At 71.2% G+C, this 20678-nt stretch carries 20 protein-coding genes; 12 read left to right on the top strand and 8 right to left on the bottom strand.

Annotation, left to right across the window (positions count from 1 at the left end):
* Positions 1-110 precede the first annotated feature (110 nt).
* The gene (locus ACGFU7_RS01375; protein ID WP_003969786.1) at positions 111-314 is read left to right on the top strand and encodes a cold-shock protein; all 204 of its coding nucleotides are present in this window, start codon (positions 111-113) and stop codon (positions 312-314) included.
* A gap of 178 nt (positions 315-492) precedes the next feature.
* Positions 493-2172, top strand: a complete 1680-nt coding sequence (locus tag ACGFU7_RS01370) for a DEAD/DEAH box helicase (RefSeq protein WP_393691118.1) — start codon at positions 493-495, stop codon at positions 2170-2172.
* Between the two features lie 175 nt (positions 2173-2347).
* Here ACGFU7_RS01370 and ACGFU7_RS01365 read toward each other — a convergent pair whose 3' ends face one another.
* From ACGFU7_RS01365 to ACGFU7_RS01350, 4 genes are read right to left on the bottom strand one after another with little or no spacing between them, the layout of a single operon-like run.
* The gene (locus ACGFU7_RS01365) at positions 2348-3412 is read right to left on the bottom strand and encodes an NAD(P)H-dependent flavin oxidoreductase (RefSeq protein WP_393691116.1); all 1065 of its coding nucleotides are present in this window, start codon (positions 3410-3412) and stop codon (positions 2348-2350) included.
* A complete protein-coding gene (locus ACGFU7_RS01360; RefSeq protein WP_393691114.1) occupies positions 3412-4152 on the bottom strand; it encodes a CoA-transferase subunit beta in 741 nt (246 codons plus the stop codon). Before ACGFU7_RS01360 ends, ACGFU7_RS01365 begins: the two co-directional genes overlap by 1 nt.
* Positions 4149-5024, bottom strand: coding sequence for a CoA transferase subunit A (locus tag ACGFU7_RS01355; RefSeq protein ID WP_393691112.1), 876 nt, complete (start codon positions 5022-5024; stop codon positions 4149-4151). The genes ACGFU7_RS01360 and ACGFU7_RS01355 overlap by 4 nt, the downstream gene beginning before the upstream one ends.
* On the bottom strand, positions 5021-5764 hold the full coding sequence (locus ACGFU7_RS01350) for an enoyl-CoA hydratase family protein (RefSeq protein WP_393691110.1): 744 nt from the start codon (positions 5762-5764) through the stop codon (positions 5021-5023). The genes ACGFU7_RS01355 and ACGFU7_RS01350 overlap by 4 nt, the downstream gene beginning before the upstream one ends.
* A gap of 85 nt (positions 5765-5849) precedes the next feature.
* Between ACGFU7_RS01350 and ACGFU7_RS01345 the strand changes: the two genes are divergently transcribed.
* Entirely contained in the window at positions 5850-6806 is a 957-nt protein-coding gene (locus tag ACGFU7_RS01345; RefSeq protein ID WP_393691109.1) for an SDR family oxidoreductase, read from the top strand.
* Between the two features lie 36 nt (positions 6807-6842).
* On the opposite strand, the gene ACGFU7_RS01340 is transcribed toward ACGFU7_RS01345, so the two are convergent.
* The gene (locus tag ACGFU7_RS01340) at positions 6843-7781 is read right to left on the bottom strand and encodes a hypothetical protein (RefSeq protein WP_393691107.1); all 939 of its coding nucleotides are present in this window, start codon (positions 7779-7781) and stop codon (positions 6843-6845) included.
* Positions 7782-8046: 265 nt separating this feature from the next.
* Between ACGFU7_RS01340 and ACGFU7_RS01335 the strand changes: the two genes are divergently transcribed.
* Positions 8047-8823: a S1 family peptidase gene (locus tag ACGFU7_RS01335; protein ID WP_393691105.1), complete on the top strand. Its 777-nt coding sequence runs from the start codon at positions 8047-8049 to the stop codon at positions 8821-8823.
* Between the two features lie 25 nt (positions 8824-8848).
* Here the strand turns inward: ACGFU7_RS01335 and ACGFU7_RS01330 are convergent, their stop codons facing one another.
* Positions 8849-10663, bottom strand: coding sequence for a beta-galactosidase family protein (locus tag ACGFU7_RS01330; protein WP_393691103.1), 1815 nt, complete (start codon positions 10661-10663; stop codon positions 8849-8851).
* 227 nt (positions 10664-10890) lie between these two features.
* Here ACGFU7_RS01330 and ACGFU7_RS01325 point away from each other — a divergent pair, with 227 nt between their 5' ends.
* Both ACGFU7_RS01325 and ACGFU7_RS01320 read left to right on the top strand, forming a co-directional pair.
* Positions 10891-11784 carry a helix-turn-helix domain-containing protein gene (locus ACGFU7_RS01325; RefSeq protein WP_393691101.1) on the top strand — a complete coding sequence of 298 codons (894 nt, stop codon included), beginning with the start codon at positions 10891-10893 and terminating at the stop codon, positions 11782-11784.
* 11 nt (positions 11785-11795) lie between these two features.
* Positions 11796-12122, top strand: a complete 327-nt coding sequence (locus ACGFU7_RS01320) for a chorismate mutase (protein ID WP_393691099.1) — start codon at positions 11796-11798, stop codon at positions 12120-12122.
* A gap of 51 nt (positions 12123-12173) precedes the next feature.
* Here the strand turns inward: ACGFU7_RS01320 and ACGFU7_RS01315 are convergent, their stop codons facing one another.
* Together ACGFU7_RS01315 and ACGFU7_RS01310 are read right to left on the bottom strand one after the other, a co-directional pair.
* Positions 12174-12842: a hypothetical protein gene (locus ACGFU7_RS01315; RefSeq protein ID WP_393691097.1), complete on the bottom strand. Its 669-nt coding sequence runs from the start codon at positions 12840-12842 to the stop codon at positions 12174-12176.
* 483 nt (positions 12843-13325) lie between these two features.
* On the bottom strand, positions 13326-14741 hold the full coding sequence (locus tag ACGFU7_RS01310; RefSeq protein WP_393691095.1) for an MFS transporter: 1416 nt from the start codon (positions 14739-14741) through the stop codon (positions 13326-13328).
* A gap of 338 nt (positions 14742-15079) precedes the next feature.
* Here ACGFU7_RS01310 and ACGFU7_RS01305 point away from each other — a divergent pair, with 338 nt between their 5' ends.
* From ACGFU7_RS01305 to ACGFU7_RS01280, 6 genes are read left to right on the top strand one after another with little or no spacing between them, the layout of a single operon-like run.
* Complete coding sequence (locus ACGFU7_RS01305; RefSeq protein WP_393691093.1) at positions 15080-16561, top strand: aldehyde dehydrogenase; 1482 nt, start codon at positions 15080-15082, stop codon at positions 16559-16561.
* Between the two features lie 29 nt (positions 16562-16590).
* A complete protein-coding gene (locus ACGFU7_RS01300; protein ID WP_393691092.1) occupies positions 16591-17571 on the top strand; it encodes a VOC family protein in 981 nt (326 codons plus the stop codon).
* Positions 17568-18389, top strand: coding sequence for an aspartate dehydrogenase domain-containing protein (locus ACGFU7_RS01295; protein WP_393691090.1), 822 nt, complete (start codon positions 17568-17570; stop codon positions 18387-18389). The genes ACGFU7_RS01300 and ACGFU7_RS01295 overlap by 4 nt, the downstream gene beginning before the upstream one ends.
* Positions 18386-19186 (top strand): alpha/beta fold hydrolase, encoded by an 801-nt coding sequence (locus ACGFU7_RS01290; RefSeq protein WP_393691088.1) that lies wholly within the window; start codon positions 18386-18388, stop codon positions 19184-19186. Before ACGFU7_RS01295 ends, ACGFU7_RS01290 begins: the two co-directional genes overlap by 4 nt.
* A 44-nt stretch (positions 19187-19230) precedes the next feature.
* Entirely contained in the window at positions 19231-19752 is a 522-nt protein-coding gene (locus tag ACGFU7_RS01285; protein ID WP_393691086.1) for a cupin domain-containing protein, read from the top strand.
* A 59-nt stretch (positions 19753-19811) separates the two neighbouring features.
* Positions 19812-20564 carry an SDR family oxidoreductase gene (locus tag ACGFU7_RS01280; RefSeq protein ID WP_393691819.1) on the top strand — a complete coding sequence of 251 codons (753 nt, stop codon included), beginning with the start codon at positions 19812-19814 and terminating at the stop codon, positions 20562-20564.
* The last annotated feature ends 114 nt before the right edge of the window (positions 20565-20678 follow it).

Genomic DNA, 20678 nt, shown 5'->3' with positions numbered 1-20678 from the left:
TCCTCAGGCGCATTATTGTTTTCCGGCTTTCTCCGGATGGGGCTCAATGCGGCGACTTGGAATTCGTAAAGTGCGGATTTCCGGCACTGCACCTCTTTTAGGAGAATGACATGGCTACTGGAACCGTGAAGTGGTTCAACTCGGAAAAGGGCTTCGGCTTCATCGAGCAGGACGGCGGCGGTGCCGACGTCTTCGCCCACTACTCCAACATCGCCACCTCGGGCTTCCGTGAGCTCCAGGAGGGCCAGAAGGTCTCCTTCGACGTCACGCAGGGCCAGAAGGGCCCGCAGGCGGAGAACATCGTCCCGGCCTAATTGCCGGACGCGTACCTCGCAGCCGGGGCCCGCACCGTGAAGGTGCGGGTCCCGGCTTGTGCTGTCCCCGGGACATGGCGAAGAAGTGCGCCGTCCCGCAGCGCTTCCCAGCAAGTTCCGCGCAGTTCCCAGGAATCCCCTAGGAATCCTCAGGAATCCCCCAGGAGGGCAATTCCGTATGACCCGCTCCGAACGCCAGGACCGACCCGCCCGCAACCGCCCGTCGAGGGGGCGCGGCACGGCCCCGGCACAGGCAACCGCTAAGGGTTCCGGCAAGGGATCCGGCAAGGCGTCGCCCCGTCGCAGGGCCACGCCGCCGCAGGGCGAATTCGCCCTGCCCGAAACCATGACCCCCGCACTGCCCGCCGTCGAGGCGTTCGCCGAGCTGGACATGCCCGCAGCCCTGCTGAAGACCCTTGCCGCGCAGGGCGTCACCGATCCGTTCCCGATCCAGGGCGCCACCCTGCCGAACTCGCTCGCCGGCCGGGACATCCTCGGCCGCGGCCGCACCGGCTCCGGCAAGACCCTCGCCTTCGGCCTCGCGCTGCTGGCCCGCACCGGCGGACGGCGCGCCGAGCCGCGCGCCCCGCTCGCGCTGGTCCTCGTCCCGACCCGTGAGCTCGCCCAGCAGGTCACCGACGCGCTGACGCCGTACGCGACGTCCGTGAACCTGCGCCTGGCCACCGTCGTCGGCGGCATGTCGATCAGCAAGCAGTCCGGCACGCTGCGCCGCGGCGCCGAGGTGCTCGTCGCCACGCCCGGACGGCTGAAGGACCTCATCGAGCGCGGCGACTGCCGCCTCGACCAGGTCGCCATCACCGTCCTCGACGAGGCCGACCAGATGGCCGACATGGGCTTCATGCCGCAGGTCGTCGCCCTGCTCAAGCAGGTCGAGCCGGACGGTCAGCGGATGCTCTTCTCCGCGACGCTCGACAAGAACATCGACCGGCTGGTCAAGATGTTCCTGACCGACCCCGTCGTGCACTCCGTCGACCCGTCCGCGGGCGCGGTCACCACCATGGAGCACCATGTGCTGCACGTGGCCGACGAGACCGACAAGAAGGCCGTCGCCACCAGGATCGCCGCCCGCGACGGCCGGGTGATCATGTTCGTGGACACCAAGCGTGCCGCCGACCGCTTCGCCAAGCGGCTGCTCGCCAGCGGTGTGAGGGCTGCCGCCCTGCACGGCGGGCGCTCGCAGCCGCAGCGCAACCGGACGCTGGACCAGTTCAAGAACGGCCAGGTCACCGCGCTCGTCGCGACGAATGTGGCGGCGCGCGGCATCCATGTCGACGACCTCGACCTGGTGGTGAACGTGGACCCGCCGACCGACCACAAGGACTACCTCCACCGCGGCGGGCGCACGGCGCGTGCCGGGGAGTCCGGCAGCGTCGTCACCCTGGTGCTGCCCGAGGAGAAGCGGGAGATGACCCGGCTGATGGCCGATGCGGGCATTGCTCCGCGGACCACCCGGATCAAGTCCAGCGACGAGGAGCTCACCCGGATCACCGGGGCCCGTGAGCCGTCCGGTGTCGCGATCGTCATCGAGGTCCCGCAGCCGACCCCGCCGAAGCCGCGCACGCGGTCGGGCGGGGCTGCAGCGGGTGGCGGCGCGGGCTTCCGCTCGGGCAGCCGCGGCCGGGGCCGGCGCGGTGGCGCCGGGCAGGGCGGCGGCGAGGCCCGTGGGACGGGCAGCTCTTCCCGTGGCACGGGTGCGCCCGGCTCGGCTCGTGGCGCCGGCGCCGGTTCCAGTGCCGGTGGCGGCCGTGGCAACGGTGAGGCACGCGGTGCCGGTGCCGGGCGTTCCGGGGCCGGACGCGGTGGCGCGGCGGCGGGGCGTGGCCGCAGGGCCGCGTAGCGGTACGGATGACGTGCGGTGACCGGATTCGTCTGGTCACCGCTCCGTCCTCGAACGCCGGCCATTTCAAGCCCGTCGAGGGGGTCCCTCCCATGCCCTTCAGGCTATGGGGGAGATGGAAAACAAGACGGCAACCGGGCGGACCTGGGCTTGAATTGCCCCCGCACCCCGGTTCTCAATCGCGGGACGGGCTCAAGGTGCCCGTCACCGCACCCAGCGCCGCACAGGCCTCCGCCATCACCCGTTCCACCAGCTCCGCGCAACTGGGCAGGTCCTCGATCAGGCCCGCCACCTGGCCCGATGCCATCACGCCCAGATCCGTGCGGCCGTCGACCATGGACGCCTTCAGGAGCATCGGGGTGTTGGCGGCCAGCAGGACCTGGCTCCAGGACAGGTCCTTGCCGTGTTTCATCGCGAGACCGTCGCGCACCATCCGGGACCAGCCGATCCCGGAGATCCGCTTGAAGCCCGCCGCCCGGCGCACCGCCTGGCCCAGCGCCCGGGCCCGGCCCGCGTTCTCCAGCGCGGCGACCATCTCCGTACGCAGCATCCGGTGCGGGAGCCCGTCCACCGCCGTGGTGACCGTGACGTCCTTGACGCCCGCCGCCAGATAGCGGGCCTTCACCGCGTCCGGCACGGTCGAGTCCGACGTCAGCAGGAACCGCGTACCCATCGCGATGCCCGCCGCCCCGTACGCCAGTGCGGCGACCAGGCCCCGGCCGTCGTGGAAGCCGCCCGCCGCGATCACCGGGATGTCCACCGCGTCGACAACCTGGGGCAGCAGCACGGTGGTTGCCACATCACCGGTGTGCCCGCCGCCCTCGCCGCCCTGCACGATCACCGCGTCCGCGCCCCACGCCGCGACCTTCTCGGCATGGCGCCGGGCACCGATCGACGGGATCACGACCACGCCCGCGTCCTTCAGCTCGGCGATGAGTTCCTTCGAGGGGGCCAGCGCGAAGGACGCCACCTTCACGCCCTCGTCGACGATGATCCGTACCCGCTCGCGCGCATCACCGGCGTCGGCGCGCAGATTGACGCCGAACGGCTCGTCCGTACGGGACTTGACCTCCCGTACCGCTGCCCGCAGCTGCTCCACGGTCATCGTCGCGGAGGCCAGGATGCCGAGCGCACCGGCCCGGGCCGTGGCGGAGACCAGCCGGGGGCCCGCGACCCAGCCCATGCCGGTCTGGACGATGGGGTGGCGGACGCCGACGAGGTCCGTGAGAGCGGTCCGCATCAGACCCTGACCTCGCGGTTCCGGGTGCCCTTCGGGTCGATGACCTCGCGGATCAGCCCCAGCTCCTCGGCGGTCGGCTCCCGGGTGTACGGGACGTCGTCCGCGATCGTGAGCGCGAAGCCGGTGGCCTCGCGGACCTCGTCGACGGTGACGCCGGGGTGCAGCGAGGCGAGGCGCATCGAGCGGTCCGGGGTCGCGAAGTCGAGGACGCCGAGATCGGTGACGACGCGCGGGATGCGGTGGTAACGGGTCGCCGACGGACCGGCCGCCGCGGCACTGTCGTAACCCACCCCGCTGATCATGTCGACGCGCTCGACGAACACCCGGGTGGAGTGCTTGGGAACCCAGTAACTGACCGGGTTGTTCAGGGTGTTGACCGGGGCGCCGCGTACGCCGAGGAGCTGACGGGCGGGCTGTTCCCAGTCGCCGATACAGGAGATGTTCTGGTTGCCGTACCGGTCGATCTGGCTCGCCCCCATCATCACGTGGCGCCTGCCGCCCGTGACCATGGTGAGGTGCTGGCGGTACGGCAGCCAGCCCTCCGTCGTGCCGTCCGGGCCGACGATCAGCGCCTCGCCGTCGGTGAGCAGCAGATCGGGCGAGAAGGTGCGCCTGGCGAGCCGGGCGCCGACGGACGGGACGATTCCCATCGGGCTGGCGAGCACCTCCCCGTTGTCGCGCCAGGCATCGGCGCAGGCGATCACGCAGTACTCGGCCCGGGTCACGATCCGGTTGCTCACTTCTGCTCCTCGTGCCAGGTCTGGACGGCCGACCGGTAGCTCTTCTCGTTGCCGTCCGCGGGCAGGAAGCGGTCGCTGAAGGCCGCCCAGGCGTCGGGGTCGGCGGCCGCGGTCGCGTACGCCTTCTGGAACGCCTCGTCGCGCGGGTGGTCGGGGACGCAGGAGGTGAAGTGCGCGCCGTTCGGGGTCTCGACGACACCGGTGACGGAGTGCCGTTTGACGAGAAGGGTCTGTGGGGCGGCCTTCTCGGTCAACTCGGCGGTCTCCACGAGGCGTTCGCAGGAGACGTACGCAGTGTCGGCGGCCTCGCAGAACAGGTCGTCGAAGTACGGGTCGGGGCCGAGGTACTGGCCGTTGCCGAACCGGTCGGCGCGGTTCATGTGGACCAGCGCCGCGTCCATCCGCAGGGCCGGCATCGCGACGAACTCCTCGCCGTCCGCGTACGGCGAAGTGACCGTACGCAGGCCCGGGTTGACCCGCATCACGTCCGAACCGATACCGGCGCGGACGGGGAGGAACGGCAGCCGGTTCGCGGCGGCGTGCAGCCCCCACATGAACATGGCCTCGTCGACTTCCATCAGCTCGAACGCGCCGCGCTGGCGGGCCGCCCTGAAGTGGGGTTCGAGCGGGATCGAGTCGAGTGTGGCGAAGGCCGCGACCAGTTTGCGGATCTTGCCGGCGGCGGCGAGCAGGCCGACGTCGGGGCCGCCGTACGAGACCACGGTGAGATCGGTGATCCCGGAACGGAGCAGCGCCCGCACCAGCGCCATCGGCTTGCGGCGCGAGCCCCAGCCGCCGATGCCGATCGTCATCCCGCTGCTGAGCCGGGAGACGACCTCGTCGGCCGTCATGGTCTTGTCGGTCACTGTCATGCCTCCTTGCCGAAGGTGTCGCGGACGCGGTCGGCGACACCGCTGAGGTTGGCCTCGAAGGTGAAGCCCTGCTCGAAGCGGTAGCTGCGGCGTACGTCCACCGGGTCGATGCCGTTGATGGCGGCCTTCGCCAGCCGGATCAGATACCCGTCCTTGCGGGCGATCTCGCCCGCCAACTCCAGTGCGGTGTCATGGAGTTCATCGCGCGGTACGACCTTCCAGACCGAGCCGTGGGCGTGCAGTTCGGCGGCGGTGGCGGTGCGCGAGGTGTAGTACAGCGCGCGCATCAGGTGCTGCGGCACGAGCCGGGCGAGATGGGTCGCGGCGCCGAGCGCGCCCCGGTCCAGCTCGGGCAGGCCGAATGTCGCGTCGTCGCTCGCCACGATCGCGTCCGCGTTGCCGACGAGGCCGATGCCGCCGCCGAGGCAGAAGCCGTTCACCGCGGCGACGACCGGGACCTCGCACTCGTACACGGCCGAAAACGCTTCGTAGCAGCCGCGGTTGGCGCCGATCAGGGCGGCGTGCCCGCTGTCGCGCTGCATCTCCTTGATGTCGACGCCGGCGTTGAACCCACGTCCGGCGGCGGCCAGCACGACACAGCGGACCTCGGGATCACGGCCCGCGGCACGGAGGGCGTCGGCGAGGTCGTACCAGCCCTGTACGGGGAGCGCGTTGACGGGCGGGTAGTCGACCGTGACGAGGGAGATGCCCTTGCCGGGACTTGCGGTGGAGACACCCATGGGCGAATCAGCTACCTTTCCACCAAACATTTGTTAGGTGTGGAAGGTAGCAGCCTGCCCCTGCATCGCCAACAAGGAGTGTGTGATGACCGCAAGCAGTGACGGACACGGCGCGGGGCTCTGTGCGGGCCGTGTGGTGATCGTGACGGGGGCCGGGCGGGGGCTGGGCCGGGCCCATGCGCTCGCGTTCGCCGCCGAGGGGGCGAAGGTCGTCGTCAACGACCTGGGCGTCGGACTCGACGGGGCCGGCGGGGCGTCCCCCGGGCCGGCCCGGCAGGTGGTCGACGAGATCGTGGCGGCGGGCGGGGAGGCGGTGGCCCACGGCGGTGACATCGCGACCGGGGTGGGCGCGGCCTCGCTGATCGGGGCCGCGCTGGACACCTACGGGCGACTGGACACGCTGGTCAACAACGCGGGCTTCCTGCGCGACCGGATGCTCGTCAACCTGGACGAGGACGACTGGGACGCAGTGATGCGCGTCCACCTCAAGGGCCACTTCCTGACGCTGAAACACGCGGCGGCGCACTGGCGGGCCGAGACCAGGGCGGGCCGCACCCCCGTCGCCCGGGTGGTCAACACCAGCTCCGGCGCTGGGCTGCTCGGGAGCGTCGGACAGGGCAACTACGCCGCCGCGAAGGCGGGCATCGTGGGCCTGACGCTTGTCGCGGCCGCGGAGATGGGGCGGTACGGGGTCCAGGTCAACGCGATCGCCCCGGCGGCCCGGACCCGGATGACCGAGCAGACGTTCGCGGAGACGATGGCGGCGCCGGGGGAGGGGGAGTTCGACGCGATGGCCCCGGAGAATGTGTCCCCGCTGCTGGTGTGGCTCGGCTCGGCCGCGAGCGACGGGGTGACCGGGCGGGTCTTCGAGGCGGAGGCCGGCCGGATCACGGTCATGGAGGGCTGGCGCCCCGGTCCCACCGCGGACCGGGGCGCGCGGTGGGTGCCGGCGGACGCGGGGGAGGCGGCGCGGAAGCTGCTGTCGCAGGCGGAGTCGGCACAGCCGGTATACGGGGTGAAATCCAGCCCTTCCGGCGGTTGAGGAGCGGGGGTCCGGGGGGCGGAGCCCCCGGTTGCTTCAGGTACTGCAGTCCAGGACTGTCCGGCACAACCCGCACCGGGCCCGCACCCGGCCGCGTACCGGAACGCGGATGCGCTGGTGGCAGGTGGGGCAGGCGAAGGAGACCCGGAGTCCTTGCGGGCCGTTCTCGAAGGCGTACGGGGCATCGGGGCCCGGGGCCGCCCCCGCACCCGGATGGTCCTGGGCGTACCGCCGGTCCTTGGCGTAGCGGTGACGGCCCGCCCAGCCGGCGGCCGCGAGGGGCGGCTGCCGGGTGTCGTGGAGGGCCTGTGCGCGCCCCTTCGTGTACGCCGTGTACGCCTGCGGACTCGTGAACCACGGGGAGGGATCCTCGTCGAAGGCCAACGCCCGCTTGGCGAGGACGTATCCGAATTCCTCCGGGGTGAGATAGCCGAGCTTCTGGCTGGAGACGGCGTCCTCACGGAAGGCGTCCAGCAGCAGCCAGCCCGCGCCCAGATACGTCGTCGCGGTGTCGGTGAGGATCTCGTTGTCGCGCGTACCGGGGAACTCCAGGCCGAGGCGGTGCAGCAGCACATGCATGACCTCGTGCGAGAGCGCGGCGCCGATGTCCCTGCGATGGGTGCGGAAGCGGTCGTTGAGTTCGATGAAGTACTCGGGCCCCGCGGCGAGTTCGACAGCGGCGGCGTGTTCCATGGCCCGGAAGCCGACGATCATGCGGGCGTCCGGCAGATGCAGATGCTGGACCATGGCCCGCGCCACCCGCTGGGCGCCGAGGTACAGATCGTCCTGGTCGGAGAAGGCGGCGTCGGCGGGGGCGAGGCTCATGGCGTAACCGCGGACACCGTCGTACGACAGCCTCCGGTACAGCGCCGTGATCGCGGACCGGACGGTGTCGAGATGAGGGAAGCCGTGGACGACCGGACTTCCGCCGCCCCGGCCGTGGTCCTGGTTGTTGTTCCGGCTGCTGTCCGTCACGTCCCCGCCCCCGCTCCGTGCGCGACGCTCGACCGGCCTCCACTGTAGCCGCAACGACGTAAGTGATCTTGGCCGAAAAGTGAACCTTGTGGGGGCCGTGATCATTTCCCGATAATCCGAATCATGTCTTTGTCGGGGGCATGACCATCGGGGCTTCAGTGCCCGTGGCCAGGACCCGGGCGAGGGCACGTACCCCACGTACAACCCCCACGTACAACCCCCACAGAACCCCCCACAAGAACCCCCCACGAAAGAAGGCAGTCCGTTGAAGCAGCTTCTGCGTGCCGTGAAGAGATGCTCCGTCATAGCCGCCGTGGTCCTCGCGGCCGTCAGCCTCCAGCCCGCCGGAGCGTCCGCGGCCCCCACCCCGGTCGTCGGCGGAACCCGCGCCGCCCAGGGTGAATTCCCGTTCATGGTCCGGCTGTCGATGGGCTGTGGCGGCGCTCTCTACGCCAAGGACATCGTCCTCACCGCCGCGCACTGTGTGGACGGTTCGGGCAACAACACCTCCATCACCGCCACCGCGGGCGTCGTCGACCTCCAGTCGTCCAGCGCGATCAAGGTCAAGTCCACCAAGGTCCTCCAGGCCCCCGGCTACACGGGCAAGGGCAAGGACTGGGCGCTGATCAAGCTCGCCAAGCCCATCGACCTGCCGACCCTGAAGATCGCCACCGACACCGCCTACAACAACGGCACCTTCACCATCGCCGGCTGGGGAGCCGCCACCGAGGGCGGCGGCCAGCAGCGGTATCTGCTGAAGGCCACCGTGCCGTTCGTCTCCGACGCCGACTGCCAGGGCGCGTACGGCAGCGACCTCGTCCCCGGTGACGAGATCTGCGCCGGGCTGATCGACACGGGCGGCGTGGACACCTGCCAGGGTGACTCCGGCGGCCCCATGTTCCGCAAGGACAACGCCGGAGCCTGGATCCAGGTGGGCATCGTCAGCTGGGGCCAGGGCTGCGCCGAGCCCGGCTACCCCGGTGTGTACAGCGAGGTCTCGACGTTCGCCGCCGACATCGCCTCCGCGGCGGCCACGCTCTGACCCAGGCCCCGACCGGCCCCGCCGATCAGCTCTGAGCACCCCCGGGTGTGCCCGTCCGGACGGGCACACCCGGGCCCAGCTCCACCCACGGATCCCCGGCGCCCTCCACCTCCAGCACCCATACTTCGTTGACGCCCTCCCGCAGCACCGGACCCGGCACATACAGCGTCCGCTGTGGACCCGCTGACCAGTACCGGCCCAGACAGAAACCGTTCACCCAGACGAACCCACGTGTCCAGCCCGGCAGTTCGAGCCCCGCGTGATCCAAAAGACCCGGGAGTCCCGACTCCGCCGACTCGAACGAACCCCGGTACAGCCCGGCACGGCCCCTCTCGGCGACCCCCCCGAAAGGCACCGCGTCCACCGCACCCGGCTCCTCGAAAGCGGCCAGCCGCAGCCCCCGCGCCCGTACCCCGTGCAGATACTGCCGCTCGTGCAGGATGCCGCCCGTGATGCCCTTCGGCTCACCCAGCCGCGGCCCGTAATTGACCCGGCCCAGCGACTCCACCCACAGTTCGACCTCCGCGGGCCCGGCCACCGGCTCGTCGAGGGTGGGGCTCTCGCCGCTCAGCACACCTTGCCGGACGCCGTTCACATACACCACCGCACGGTCCCGGAGCCCGGACACACCCAGCGCATACGGGCGCCGCAAGCCCGGAACGGTGACCTCGTACCGCACCAGGCCCCGGTCCACGCCCAGCTCCTCGAACGTCGGCGGAACACCGGATTCCGCCCATTCCGGGTCGCCCAGCACCTCCAGGGCCACCGACAGGGGCGCCCACTCGGTCAGCTCCGCCCGCACCGGCGCCGGGGGCCCGACCGGCTCCGGCGGCAGCTCCGGAAGCGGACCGTCCGCAAACTCCGCAAGGACCTTCCGGAACAGCCAGAACTTCTCCGTCGGCCGCCCGTACTCGTCGATCGGCGCATCGTAGTCGTACGACGTCACCGTCGGCTGAAGATCCTGGTCCTGCACCGGACCCGAGCGGTTCGCCCCCGCCCAGCCCGCAAAATTGGTCCCCCCGTGCGCCATGTAGATATTCACCGACGCCCCGCACTCCAGAATCTCCCGCAGGGCCTCCGCAGCCTCCGCCGGATCCCGTACCACCGGCTCGGCACCCCAGTGATCGAACCACCCGCACCAGAACTCCATGCACATCAGCGGCCCCTTCGGCTGATGGCGGCGCAGCACCTCGAACGCCTCCCGCGCACCCGACCCGAAGTTCGCCGTGGCGAGCAGCCCCGGCACGGAGCCGCCGGTGAACATGTGGTCCTCCGGCCCGTCGGAGGTGAACAGCGGCACGGTCACCCCGCGCTCCCGCAGTATTCCGGCCACCCGCTGCAGATAGACCCGATCGGTGCCGTAGCTCCCGTACTCGTTCTCCGCCTGGACCATGATCACCGGGCCGCCGCGCCCGATCTGCCGCTGCACCACCTGCGGCAGCAGTGCCGTGAACCACCGCTCCACGGCACTCAGATACCCCTCGTCACGGGTCCGCACCCGTCGCCCGAACCGCCCCGTCACCCAGGCAGGCAGACCGCCGTTCTCCCACTCGGCACAGATGTACGGTCCCGGACGGACGATCGCCCACAGCCCGGCCCGCTGCGCCGCGTCCAGAAACCGGCCCAGCGCCGCCACGTCCCGGAAGCGGCCGGGCTGCGGCTCATGGAGATTCCACGGCACATATGTCTCGACACAGTTGAGACCCATGGCGCGCAGCATCGACAGCCGGTGGTCCCACTGCACCTCGTGGACCCGGAAATAGTGCAGGGCCCCCGACAGCAGCCGTACGGGCTTCCCGTCGAGCCGGAAGTGGTCGTCCCCCACGGTGAAGTCAGCCATCGTGTTCGTACTCTCCTGTGCGTGCGGTCCCCCGGGGCCGCGCCGCCCAGGGGTCGCACGACGGCACGCACCACGGAGCGGGCGAACCCGGGAGGAATGTTGCAGCCAACCCTCGCCCCCTGGCGTGCGGCCGGTCCATGGACAAAGATCACTGCTGTTTGGACACAATTGTTCGGACGCGAATCGTTCGGACCGACGCAGAAGAAAAAGGGGAGGAAGGAAGGCCGATGTACCACACCTGGATGCGCTTCTTCACTCCCAGCCCGCTCCACCACCGGCTGGGCCTCGTCTGCCTGGGCGTGGGGCTGCAGCACGGCGCCCTGCCGACGGTCGGCCCGCGCACCCTGGACCACCACGTGGCCGTCGTCATCAACTCCGGCAGCGGCTGGTTCAGCGGCTCCGACGGCCGCCGGGTGCCCGTCGTCGCACCCAGCCTGATCTGGCTGACCCCCGGCACCCCGCACCACTACGGCGCCGATCCGGGCACCGGCTGGGACGAGAGCTTCGTCGACTTCACCGGCCCCGCCACCACCACGTACACCGAGCTCGGCTACATCGAGCCCGACCGCCCGCTCGTCCCGCTCGCCGACACGGCGGGCCCGCGCGCAGCGGTGGGGCGGATGGTGCGGGCGGCACGGCGCGGCAACCCGCTGCTGGAGGTCGAGACCGGCGCCGCCGTCCATGAACTCCTCGTCGCCCTGCGCCGGGCCCGCGCCGATGTCAGCCCCGACGGCGACCCGGTCCTGCAGGCCCTTGCCCGCGACGCCTTCCAGCCGCTCTCCGTGGCCGAGCACGCGGCCCGGCACGGAATGACACCCGCCGAACTGCGCACGGCGGTACGGCGGGGCGCGGGCTGCAGCCCGAAGGACTACCTCCTCGGCATCCGGCTCGGCCGCGCCAAGGAGCTCCTCGCCGCCACCGACCTGCCGGTCGCCGCGGTCGCCCGACGCGTGGGCTACGACGACCCGGCGTACTTCTCCCGCCTCTTCGCCCGCCGGGTCGGCGCCGCCCCGGTCCGGTTCCGCGAACAGCAGGGCCGCAGCGTCCCGGGTGGCTGGAGCGACCAGGTTCCGGACCCGGAACACCCACCGACGATCACCCCCCTGGGTCCGGCCGTCTAAGCTCGTTGACCATGACCACGAGGGACATCGACGAGTCCGTGAGCGCGGAACTGAACCGGCTGCGCGCGAGCATCGACAACATTGACGCCGCTGTTGTCCATATGCTCGCCGAGCGCTTCAAGTGCACCCAGCAGGTCGGCCACCTCAAGGCCGCCCACCACCTCCCCCCGGCCGACCCGACCCGCGAGAGCCGTCAGATCGCCCGCCTGAGGCAGCTGGCGGAGAGCGCGCACCTGGATCCGGCCTTCGCGGAGAAGCTGCTGAACTTCATCGTGGCGGAGGTCATCCGCCACCACGAGCGGATCGCGGAGGAATCGGTGACGAACAGGGAGGCATGAGCGCTGCGGGCCGACCGGCCTCTGACTGACGCGGGAACTGCTCTCCTCGTCTCATCGGGCCGAGGGACGTTCGTCTCGGGCCGAGGGACGTTCGTCGGCCCGCCGCATGCGCGGGCCGGACTGCCCGGCCGGCCGTCTGCGCCTCGACCATGCCACCCAGGCGCTCACCAGCAGACCGAGCCCCGTGGCCAGGACGAGGAGCCCGGCCGAGGCCGACTCGTTGACGTGGTCGCCGTTGCCCTCCGGAGCGGGCAGCCCGGCGGCCGCGTAGTGCGGGAGGACCAGTAGTCCCGCTCCCACCAGGCCCGGCACTGCCCAGCCGACGCTTTCGCGGCGCGAGGACCGGGCGGACACCAGAGCACCCACCATCAGAAGCACCGCGCAGCCCAGTGCCGGCAGCACCGTGCAGGTCAGCCACTCGGACAGCAACGGACGCCAGTACCACTGCGATTCGGGCCTCGGCCCGTCGAAGTAGTACAGGGTCCGCGGCTGCGGCGCACCCATGAAGTCCCGGACCGACCCGGGCACCAGTCCGCCCAGCAGCCCGCCGACGAAGACCAGGCACGCGAAACGCCCCGCCCCGCCGACCTCCTTCCGGCAGACCGCCCGGGCGACCCGAAGGCTGAACACGGCACACCAGCCGGCCAGCAGCCCCAGGAACACGCCCTTGACCGCCCCATAGCCGATCGGAGTCCATACGTTCCAGGGATAGTTCTCCATGTGCGCAGCGCGCCAACTTCCCGCGAGACACCAGGCGACCGCGCCCGCGGCCACTCCCCATGGCACGACTCCCACGACCCGCCACCGTTCACCGCGCGAGCGCCCGACGCCCGGGTCGGTATCCCCCTTCACCGCTTCGGACACTGTCGGTTCCCATCTGCCCCGATACTCCCGCCCGGCACCAGCCTGCAGCGCCTGTCGCAACGCGGGACGCGGCAGTCGTCCGTACGGTTGCAGGGGTCCGGCCAGTGGCTGATCGCGGTCGCATGGGGCAGCCCGCTGTGACGGGGATGAGCAGCGCGGTGATGTTGTCGCGCCCGCCTGCGTCCAGGGCGTACCCGACCAGCAACCGCGCGTCCTCCAGAAGGTCATAGTCGGACGACGAGGCGATCCGGCGACGGACTGTACCGGTCCTTCCGGGATCTCATGAACGACGGGTACCGGATGTCCCGCGGCGGCCGGGAGTGACAGGGGGAGCGCCCCTCACGGCGAGATCTCCTCCAGCGGGCGGTTCGCCGTCTCCTCCGCGAAGGCGCCCGCCACCACCGCGCCCGCCAGTGCCACCGCCCCCAGCATCACGAACACCGGCGTGACGCCGTCCCCGGCCGCGTAGACCATGCCGACCAGGATCGGGCCCAGGATCACGCCCAGGCGGTTGACCGCGCCGCCGACGCTGCAGCCCAGGGCGCGCATGCGCGTCGGGTAGAGCTCGGGGGTGTACAGGTACAGGCAGATGTTGGCGCCGAAGAAGCCGACCGCCGACAGGGAGGTCCAGATCAGGACCTGGGCGGGCGTGTGGGCGCCCAGCGCGGCGAGGGTGAGCAGGAGTGCCGCCGCGCCGCCCAAAAAGATCGCGAAGATCTTGCGGCGGCCCAGGACGTCCACCGTCAAGGCGACCAGGAGGCAGCCGAGCAGGCCCGCGAGCGAGGTGACGGTGGAGTACAGCAGGGCGTCGGAGAGGGTGAGGCCGTACTCGTCCTTGTAGATGCTGGGCAGCCACGACGTGATGCCGTAGTTCACGAAGTAACCGGTGAACCAGATCGCGCCGACGACGACCGTGCGGCGGCGGTAGCGGCCGGTGAACAGGCCGCGCATGCCGGAGGGGGCGGGGTCCGCCGAGGAGGGAGGAGCGGGGGTTGCAGGGGCGCCCAGGGGCGGCAGTGGTTCGCCCGTCGCCGCCGACACCTTCGCCTCGATCCCGGCCATCACCGTCTCGGCCTCCGCCAGCCGGCCCCGGTCCGCCAGCCAGCGCGGTGACTCGGGGACCTTGCGCTGGACGAGGAAGGCGAGCAGCCCGGGCACGGCGGCGATCGCGAACATCACGCGCCAGCCGGCTGCCGGGACCACCCAGGCCGCGGCCAGGGCGCCGATCGTCAGGCCGGCCGGGAAGACCAGTTCGTAGAGGAGTACGAAGCGGCCTCGTTTGAAGCTTCGGGTGATCTCGCTGATGAACGCCGCCGCCACCGGCACCTCACCGCCGATCGCCAGGCCCTGCACGAAGCGCAGTGCCAGGAACGGGCTGAGCGAGGTGCAGGCCGTGAGGGCCAGGCTGACCGCGCCCGAGGCGGCCACGCAGTACGCGATCACCCTGACCCGGCCGAACCGGTCGGCCAGGCGGCCCGACAGCAGCGCGCCGATGAGCATGCCGACCGAGCCGACCGTGAGCACCGCCGTCGCGTCGCCGGTGGTCAGGTGCCACTCCCGGCGGAGCTCCGGCAGGGCGTACGCGATCAGCAGCTGGTCGAAGGCCTCGAAGAAGGTGACCACGCCGACGATGAGCCGGACGGTGACATGCCAGCGAGAGAGCGGCAGCCGTTCGAAGCGGGCGGCGATGGACGCGCGGGTGGCCCGGGCCGGTGCGGCGTCGGGTGAGGCGTCCTGCGAGATATCGGGGCTCATCCGGGGTTCCTCCTGCTCCGTGTGGGGGCGGAGCCGTTGGGGAGCCAGGTGCAGAAGAGTTCAGAGGGGTACGGGGGTGAGGCGAGCGTACGGGTGTGGGGTGGCCGTGCGGGGCTCGTGAGCTTGTGAACTCGCCCACTGTTCTCGCCTGCCGCTCTTTGTCACTGTTCTCTGTAAGCGCCTAGCTTCTTAGTGCTTAAGTTTTACCGGCTCGGCGGTGGTTGCCGTCAAGACCTCCAGGGCAAAGGGAGATTTTGCCTGGGGGTCTTGCGGTCAATTACTTAAGCGCTTAGATTTTTAGCTCTGAGGTAACCGAACCGAAAGCAGGAGGCCAACTGATGCTTGCCGACGAGGTGTTGGTCGCGGGGCAGTGGCGACAGGGCCGCGGTGCCCTCATCGAGACGGTCGACCCGGCCACCGGCCAGGTCATCGCCACCGTGCACGCCGCATCCCTCGCCGACGTCGAGGAGGCCGCCATCGCCGCCGCCCACGCCGCCCAGGACCCCGCCTGGCGCGAGCTGCCCGCCCATCTGCGGGCCCGGCTGCTCCACCGCATCGCCGACCTCGTCGAGCAGGATGCCGACCGGCTCTCCGCACTCCAGACCGCCGACACCGGCAAATGCCGCACCGAGACCCGCGCCCTCGTGCTCAGCGCGGCCGGCACCTTCCGCTACACCGCCGCCGCGCTGGAGACCGCCGAGGACGCGATCACCCCGTCCCGCGGCCCGTACATCACGATGAGCGTCCATGAGCCGATCGGCGTCGTCGGCGCGATCACCCCCTGGAACTCGCCCATCGCCAGCGATGCCCAGAAGCTCGCCCCCGCACTCGCGGCGGGTAACGCCGTGCTTCTCAAGCCCGCCGAATGGACTCCGCTCGTCGCCCTCGCGCTGGGGCGCCTCGTCCACCGGGCGCTGACCGAAGCCGGTCTGCCGGCCGCGTTGCTCTCCGTGCTGCCGGGCCGCGGCAGCGTCATCGGTGACGCGATCGTCCGCCACCCGGCCGTCGGGAAGATCACCTTCACCGGGGGTACGAACACCGGGCGCACCCTCGCGCACGTCGCCGCCGACAAGCTGATCCCCGTATCGCTGGAGCTCGGCGGAAAGTCCCCGACGATCGTCCTGGAGGACGCCGACCTGGAGCAGGCCCTGGCGGGTGTCATGTACGGCGTCTTCTCGTCCAGCGGACAGAGCTGCATCGCCGGTTCACGGCTCTTCGTCGCCCGTGCGCGGTACGAGGAGTTCGTCGGCGAACTCGTCTCCCGTACCGAGAAGTTGCGCATCGGACCCGGCACCGACCCGGACACCCAGGTCGCCCCGCTCGTCCACCACAGGCACCGCGACAGCGTCGCCGCGTACGTGGACCTGGCTCGCGAGGAGGGCGGCACCGTGCGATGCGGGGGAGCGGCGCCCGAAGGCGACCTCTACCGCGACGGTGCCTACTACCTTCCCACCGTCCTGGACGGCCTGCCCAACACCGCCCGTGTCTGCCAGGAGGAGATCTTCGGCCCGGTCGTCGTCGCCCTGCCCTTCGATGACGAGGACGACCTCGTCACCCAGGCCAACGACAGCGTGTACGGCCTGGCCTGCGGCATCTGGACCCGGGACCACGCAAGGGCCTGGCGGCTGGCCCGCCGGATCGACGCGGGAACCGTCTGGATCAACACGTACAAGCAGTTCAGCATCTCCACCCCGTTCGGCGGGCTGAAGGACAGCGGCATCGGCACCGAGAAGGGCCGCGATCTGATCCGCGGCTACCAGCGGCAGAAGTCCCTCTACTGGGGCACCGGCACCGCACCGCTGCCCTGGGCCGCCAACTGATGTTGCAGAGAGAGGAGTTGGAGAACATCATGGCTTACGAGAACCTCCACGCCCGCCCCACCGGGAAGCCCGAGCCGCGTGAACCGATCGCCCGGCTGCGCGCCCTGCGCTCCGTCGAGCTGCACACTCCGGCCCTCACCGAGTCCGCCGACTTCTACAGCGAGGTCTGGGGACTGGAACCCGTCGAACGGGAAGCCGACGCCACCTGGCTGCGCGGTACCGGCGAGGAGCACCACGTCCTCGCCCTCACCCGCGGCGAGCGCAACGGCCTCGGCCGCATCACCTTCGCCGTCGCCACCCCCGCCGAGATCGACGAGGCCGCCCGCCGCCTCCTCGCCCGCGGCATCGTTCCCGTCGCCGGACCCGGCCCCCTCGACCAGGTCGGCGGCGGCTACGGGCTCCGCTTCACCGACCCCGAGGGCCGGCTGATCGAGCTCAGCGCCCAGACCCACGCCGTCGCCCCGCGCGGCCGCGACAGCGCCGTACCCGTCGGCGTCACCCACACCGTCCTCAACACCACCGACATCGACGCCGCCGTCGCCTTCTACACCTCGGTCCTCGGGCTGCGGGTCTCCGACTGGTCCGAACACCAGATGGCCTTCCTGCGCTGCAACGCCGACCACCACTGCATCGCGTTCAACCAGGCCGAGTGGGCCTCCCTCAACCATGTCGCGTACGAGATGACGTCCGTCGACCACTTCATGCGCGGTCTGGGACGGCTCCGGCACCACGGCATCAACCCCCAGTGGGGGCCCGGCCGGCACGGTCCCGGCAACAACACCTTCTCGTACTTCACCGACCCCGCCGGACTCGTCTGCGAATACACCTCCGAGGTCGCCCAGATCGTCGAGGACGCCTGGATCGCCAAGGTCTGGCGGCGGGTCCCCGAGCTCTCCGACCTGTGGGGGACCGCGGGACCGCCGTCGTCACAGATCCGCTGCCACATGGCCGGCGAACCCGATCCCCGGCCGCTGCCCCGCACCGACACCCCCGAACAGGTGACCTCATGAGCACCGCCGTTTCCACCCTCTCGACCCGTCCCGTGCGCCGCATCGGCCTCGTCGGCTGGGGAGCCATCGGCCGGGTCGTCGGCACCGCGCTCGCCGAAGGGCGCGTCCCCGGTGCGGAGTTGGCCTGCATCGTCGACAACCGGCCCCTGGTCGACGCCCCCGCACCCCAGCTGTCGTTCGAGGACGCCCTCGCCGTCTGTGACCTGATCGTCGAAGCCGCAGGGCAGGCAGTGGTACGGGAGTGGGCCGAGCGGGTCCTCGACAGCGGCGCCGACCTGCTGATCGCCTCCACCGGCGCACTCGTCGACGCCGAACTCGTCGACCGGCTGCGGGCCGCCGGACCCGGCCGGGTCTACTTCACCGGTGGCGCCGTCGGCGGACTCGACCTCCTCCAGGCCGTACGGGGACTGGGCGCCCTCACCTCCGTCACCCTGACCACCACCAAGCTGCCCGCCACCCTCCACCAGCCGTGGATGGACGCCGAGTTGACCGAGCGGCTGCGGACCACCACCGAGCCGGTCGAGGTGATGCGCGGCACCGCCCGCGACGTCCCGGTGAAGTTCCCCAAGTCGACCAATGTGGCCGCATCCGTCGCCCTCGCCACCGGCGACCCGGATCTCGTCCAGGTCGTCGTCGTCGCCGACCCCGCCGCCACCCTCACCCGGCATGTCATCGAGGCCGAAGGGCCGCACGGCACGTACCGCTTCGAGGTCGCCCACCGGCCCGACGCGGCCAACCCCGCCACCAGCCAGGTCGTGCCGCACGCCGTGCTCCGCAGCCTCGGCGCCGTCGTCGGACGGGCGGGACAGATCCTGTGACCGCCACCCGGACCAACGGGACCGTGCACACCGTGGAGGCCGGAGACCCGGACGCGCCGCTGCTCCTGTGCCTGCACGGCATCGGCTCCTCGTCCGCCGCCTTCGCCCCGCAGCTCGCCGGACTCTCCGACCGGGTACGGGTCGTGGCCTGGGACGCCCCCGGCTACGCGGCCTCCGCCGACCCGGACCGCGCCCCCGGCCTCGACGGCTATGCCGACACCGCCGCCGCACTCATCCGCGAACGCGGCGGCCGCGCCCATGTCCTCGGCGTCTCCTGGGGCGGCGTCATCGCACTCCGCCTCGCCGCCCGCCACCCCCACCTCGTCGACTCGCTGGTCGTCGCCGACTCCAGCCGCGGCTCGGGCATCCACCCGGACAAGGCCGAGGCCATGCGCGGCCGTTCGGCCCGGCTCGCCGCCGAGGGGCCGGACGCCTTCGCCGCCGCCCGCGGCCCGCGCCTCGTCTCCGGCGACGCGCCCGCCGCACTCGTCGAACGGGTCGTGGCGACCATGGCCGCCTCCGTCCGTACGCCCGGATACGGGTACGCGGCCGAGGCGATGGCCGAGGCCGACCTCACCGACGACCTGCCGACGATCACCGCACCGGTCCTCGTCCTGTGCGGCGAGGAGGACAACGTCACCGGAACCGAGGAGTCGCAGGCCATCGCCGGCGCCCTCACCAAGTCCGTGTACGTGACCCTCTCCGGCGCCGGTCACCTCTCCAACCAGGAACGGCCCGAGGCGTTCAACGCCTGGGTCCGCGCCCACCTCCACGTCGTCGCCCGCATCCCCGCCTGACGACGGCCCGCCCCCACCCGCACCAACGATCCGAGGAGCATCCCGTGCCCATCGACAACACCCCCTACGAGACCGACGGCGACCTCGCGAAGTACACCGACTCGCTGATCGCCACCAAGGACTCCCGCGAGCCCGACTGGAACACCCTCTCCTTCCAGGCGAAGGCGGGCGACCAGTACAAGCGCGCACAGATCCGCTACGTCGGCTCCGGCGCCACCGGCAACCACGAGAGCGACAACCGGATCATCCCGTCCGGCGGCTTCACGTTCTCCAACATGCTGCTCCCGCCGGGCGCCGAGGGCCCGGAGCACACCCACCACGACGTGGAGGAGGCCTTCTTCGTCCTGGAGGGCCGGGTCAGGGTCGGTATCCACCGCGGCGCGGACGAGGTCGAGTACCGCACCCTCGGCTACCGCGACATGATCGTCGTGCCCGCCGGAGTGGCCCGCTCGCTGAAGAACGAGGGCGACACCGACGCCCTGTTCTGCGTGATCATCGGTACGCAGAAGCCGCAGGTCCCGACCTACCCCGAGCACTCCCCGATGCACGGCATCACCCGCGACTGATGGCCACCGACGACACCTCCCGTACGCCGGACACCTCCCGTACGCCGGACACCTCCCGTGTGCCGGACACCTCTCGTACGGTCGTCGTCACCGGCGCCGGCCGCGGCCTGGGACTGGCCGCGGCCCGCCGGATCGGCCGCGACGGCCACCGCGTCGTCATCGCCGAACTCGACGAAGCCACCGGCAAGCAGGCCGCCGACGAGCTCCGCGCCGACGGCATCACCGCGGACTTCCACCCGCTCGATGTCGCCGACCCGGACTCCGTCGACGCCCTCGCCACGACCCTCGCGGGCGACTCCACCCGGCTGTACGGACTGGTCAACAACGCCGGTCTGGCCAACGCGGTCGGCGGCAAGCCGTTCCACGAGATCGACATCGAGGCATGGGACCGCATCATGACGGTCAATGCCCGCGGCCCGTGGCTGGTCGCCCGAGCCCTCCTGCCGCTCATGGTGGCAGGCGGAGGCGGCCGGATCGTCAACCTCGCCTCGGACGCGGCCCTGTACGGATCACCCCGACTCGCCCACTACATCGCCTCCAAGGGCGCCGTGATCTCCCTGACCCGAGCCATGGCACGCGAGACCGGCGACCTCGGCATCACCGTCAACGCGGTCGCCCCCGGGCTGACGGAGGGGGAGTCCTCCGTGGACATCCCCGCCGAACGGCACGAGCTGTACCGGCTGGGCAGGGCGATCTCCAGGCCGCAGCAACCGGCGGACCTGGTCGGCCTGATCGCCTTCCTCGTCGGCGACGAGTCCGGCTACATCACCGGCCAGACCTTCGCCGTCAACGGCGGCTTCACGATGCACTGAGCAGATCAAACCCGCCCTTCGGCAGAGCTCGTCCTCAATCGCCGGACGGGTTTGAAATCAAGCCCGTCCGGCGATTGAGGACAAAACGGCAGCCGGACGAGCCGACGCACCCAG

Origin of the sequence: Streptomyces sp. NPDC048473, assembly GCF_043200155.1 — a bacterium.
In the GTDB taxonomy this organism is placed as follows: Bacteria; Actinomycetota; Actinomycetes; order Streptomycetales; family Streptomycetaceae; genus Streptomyces.
This window is presented reverse-complemented; position numbering and strand designations above follow the sequence as displayed.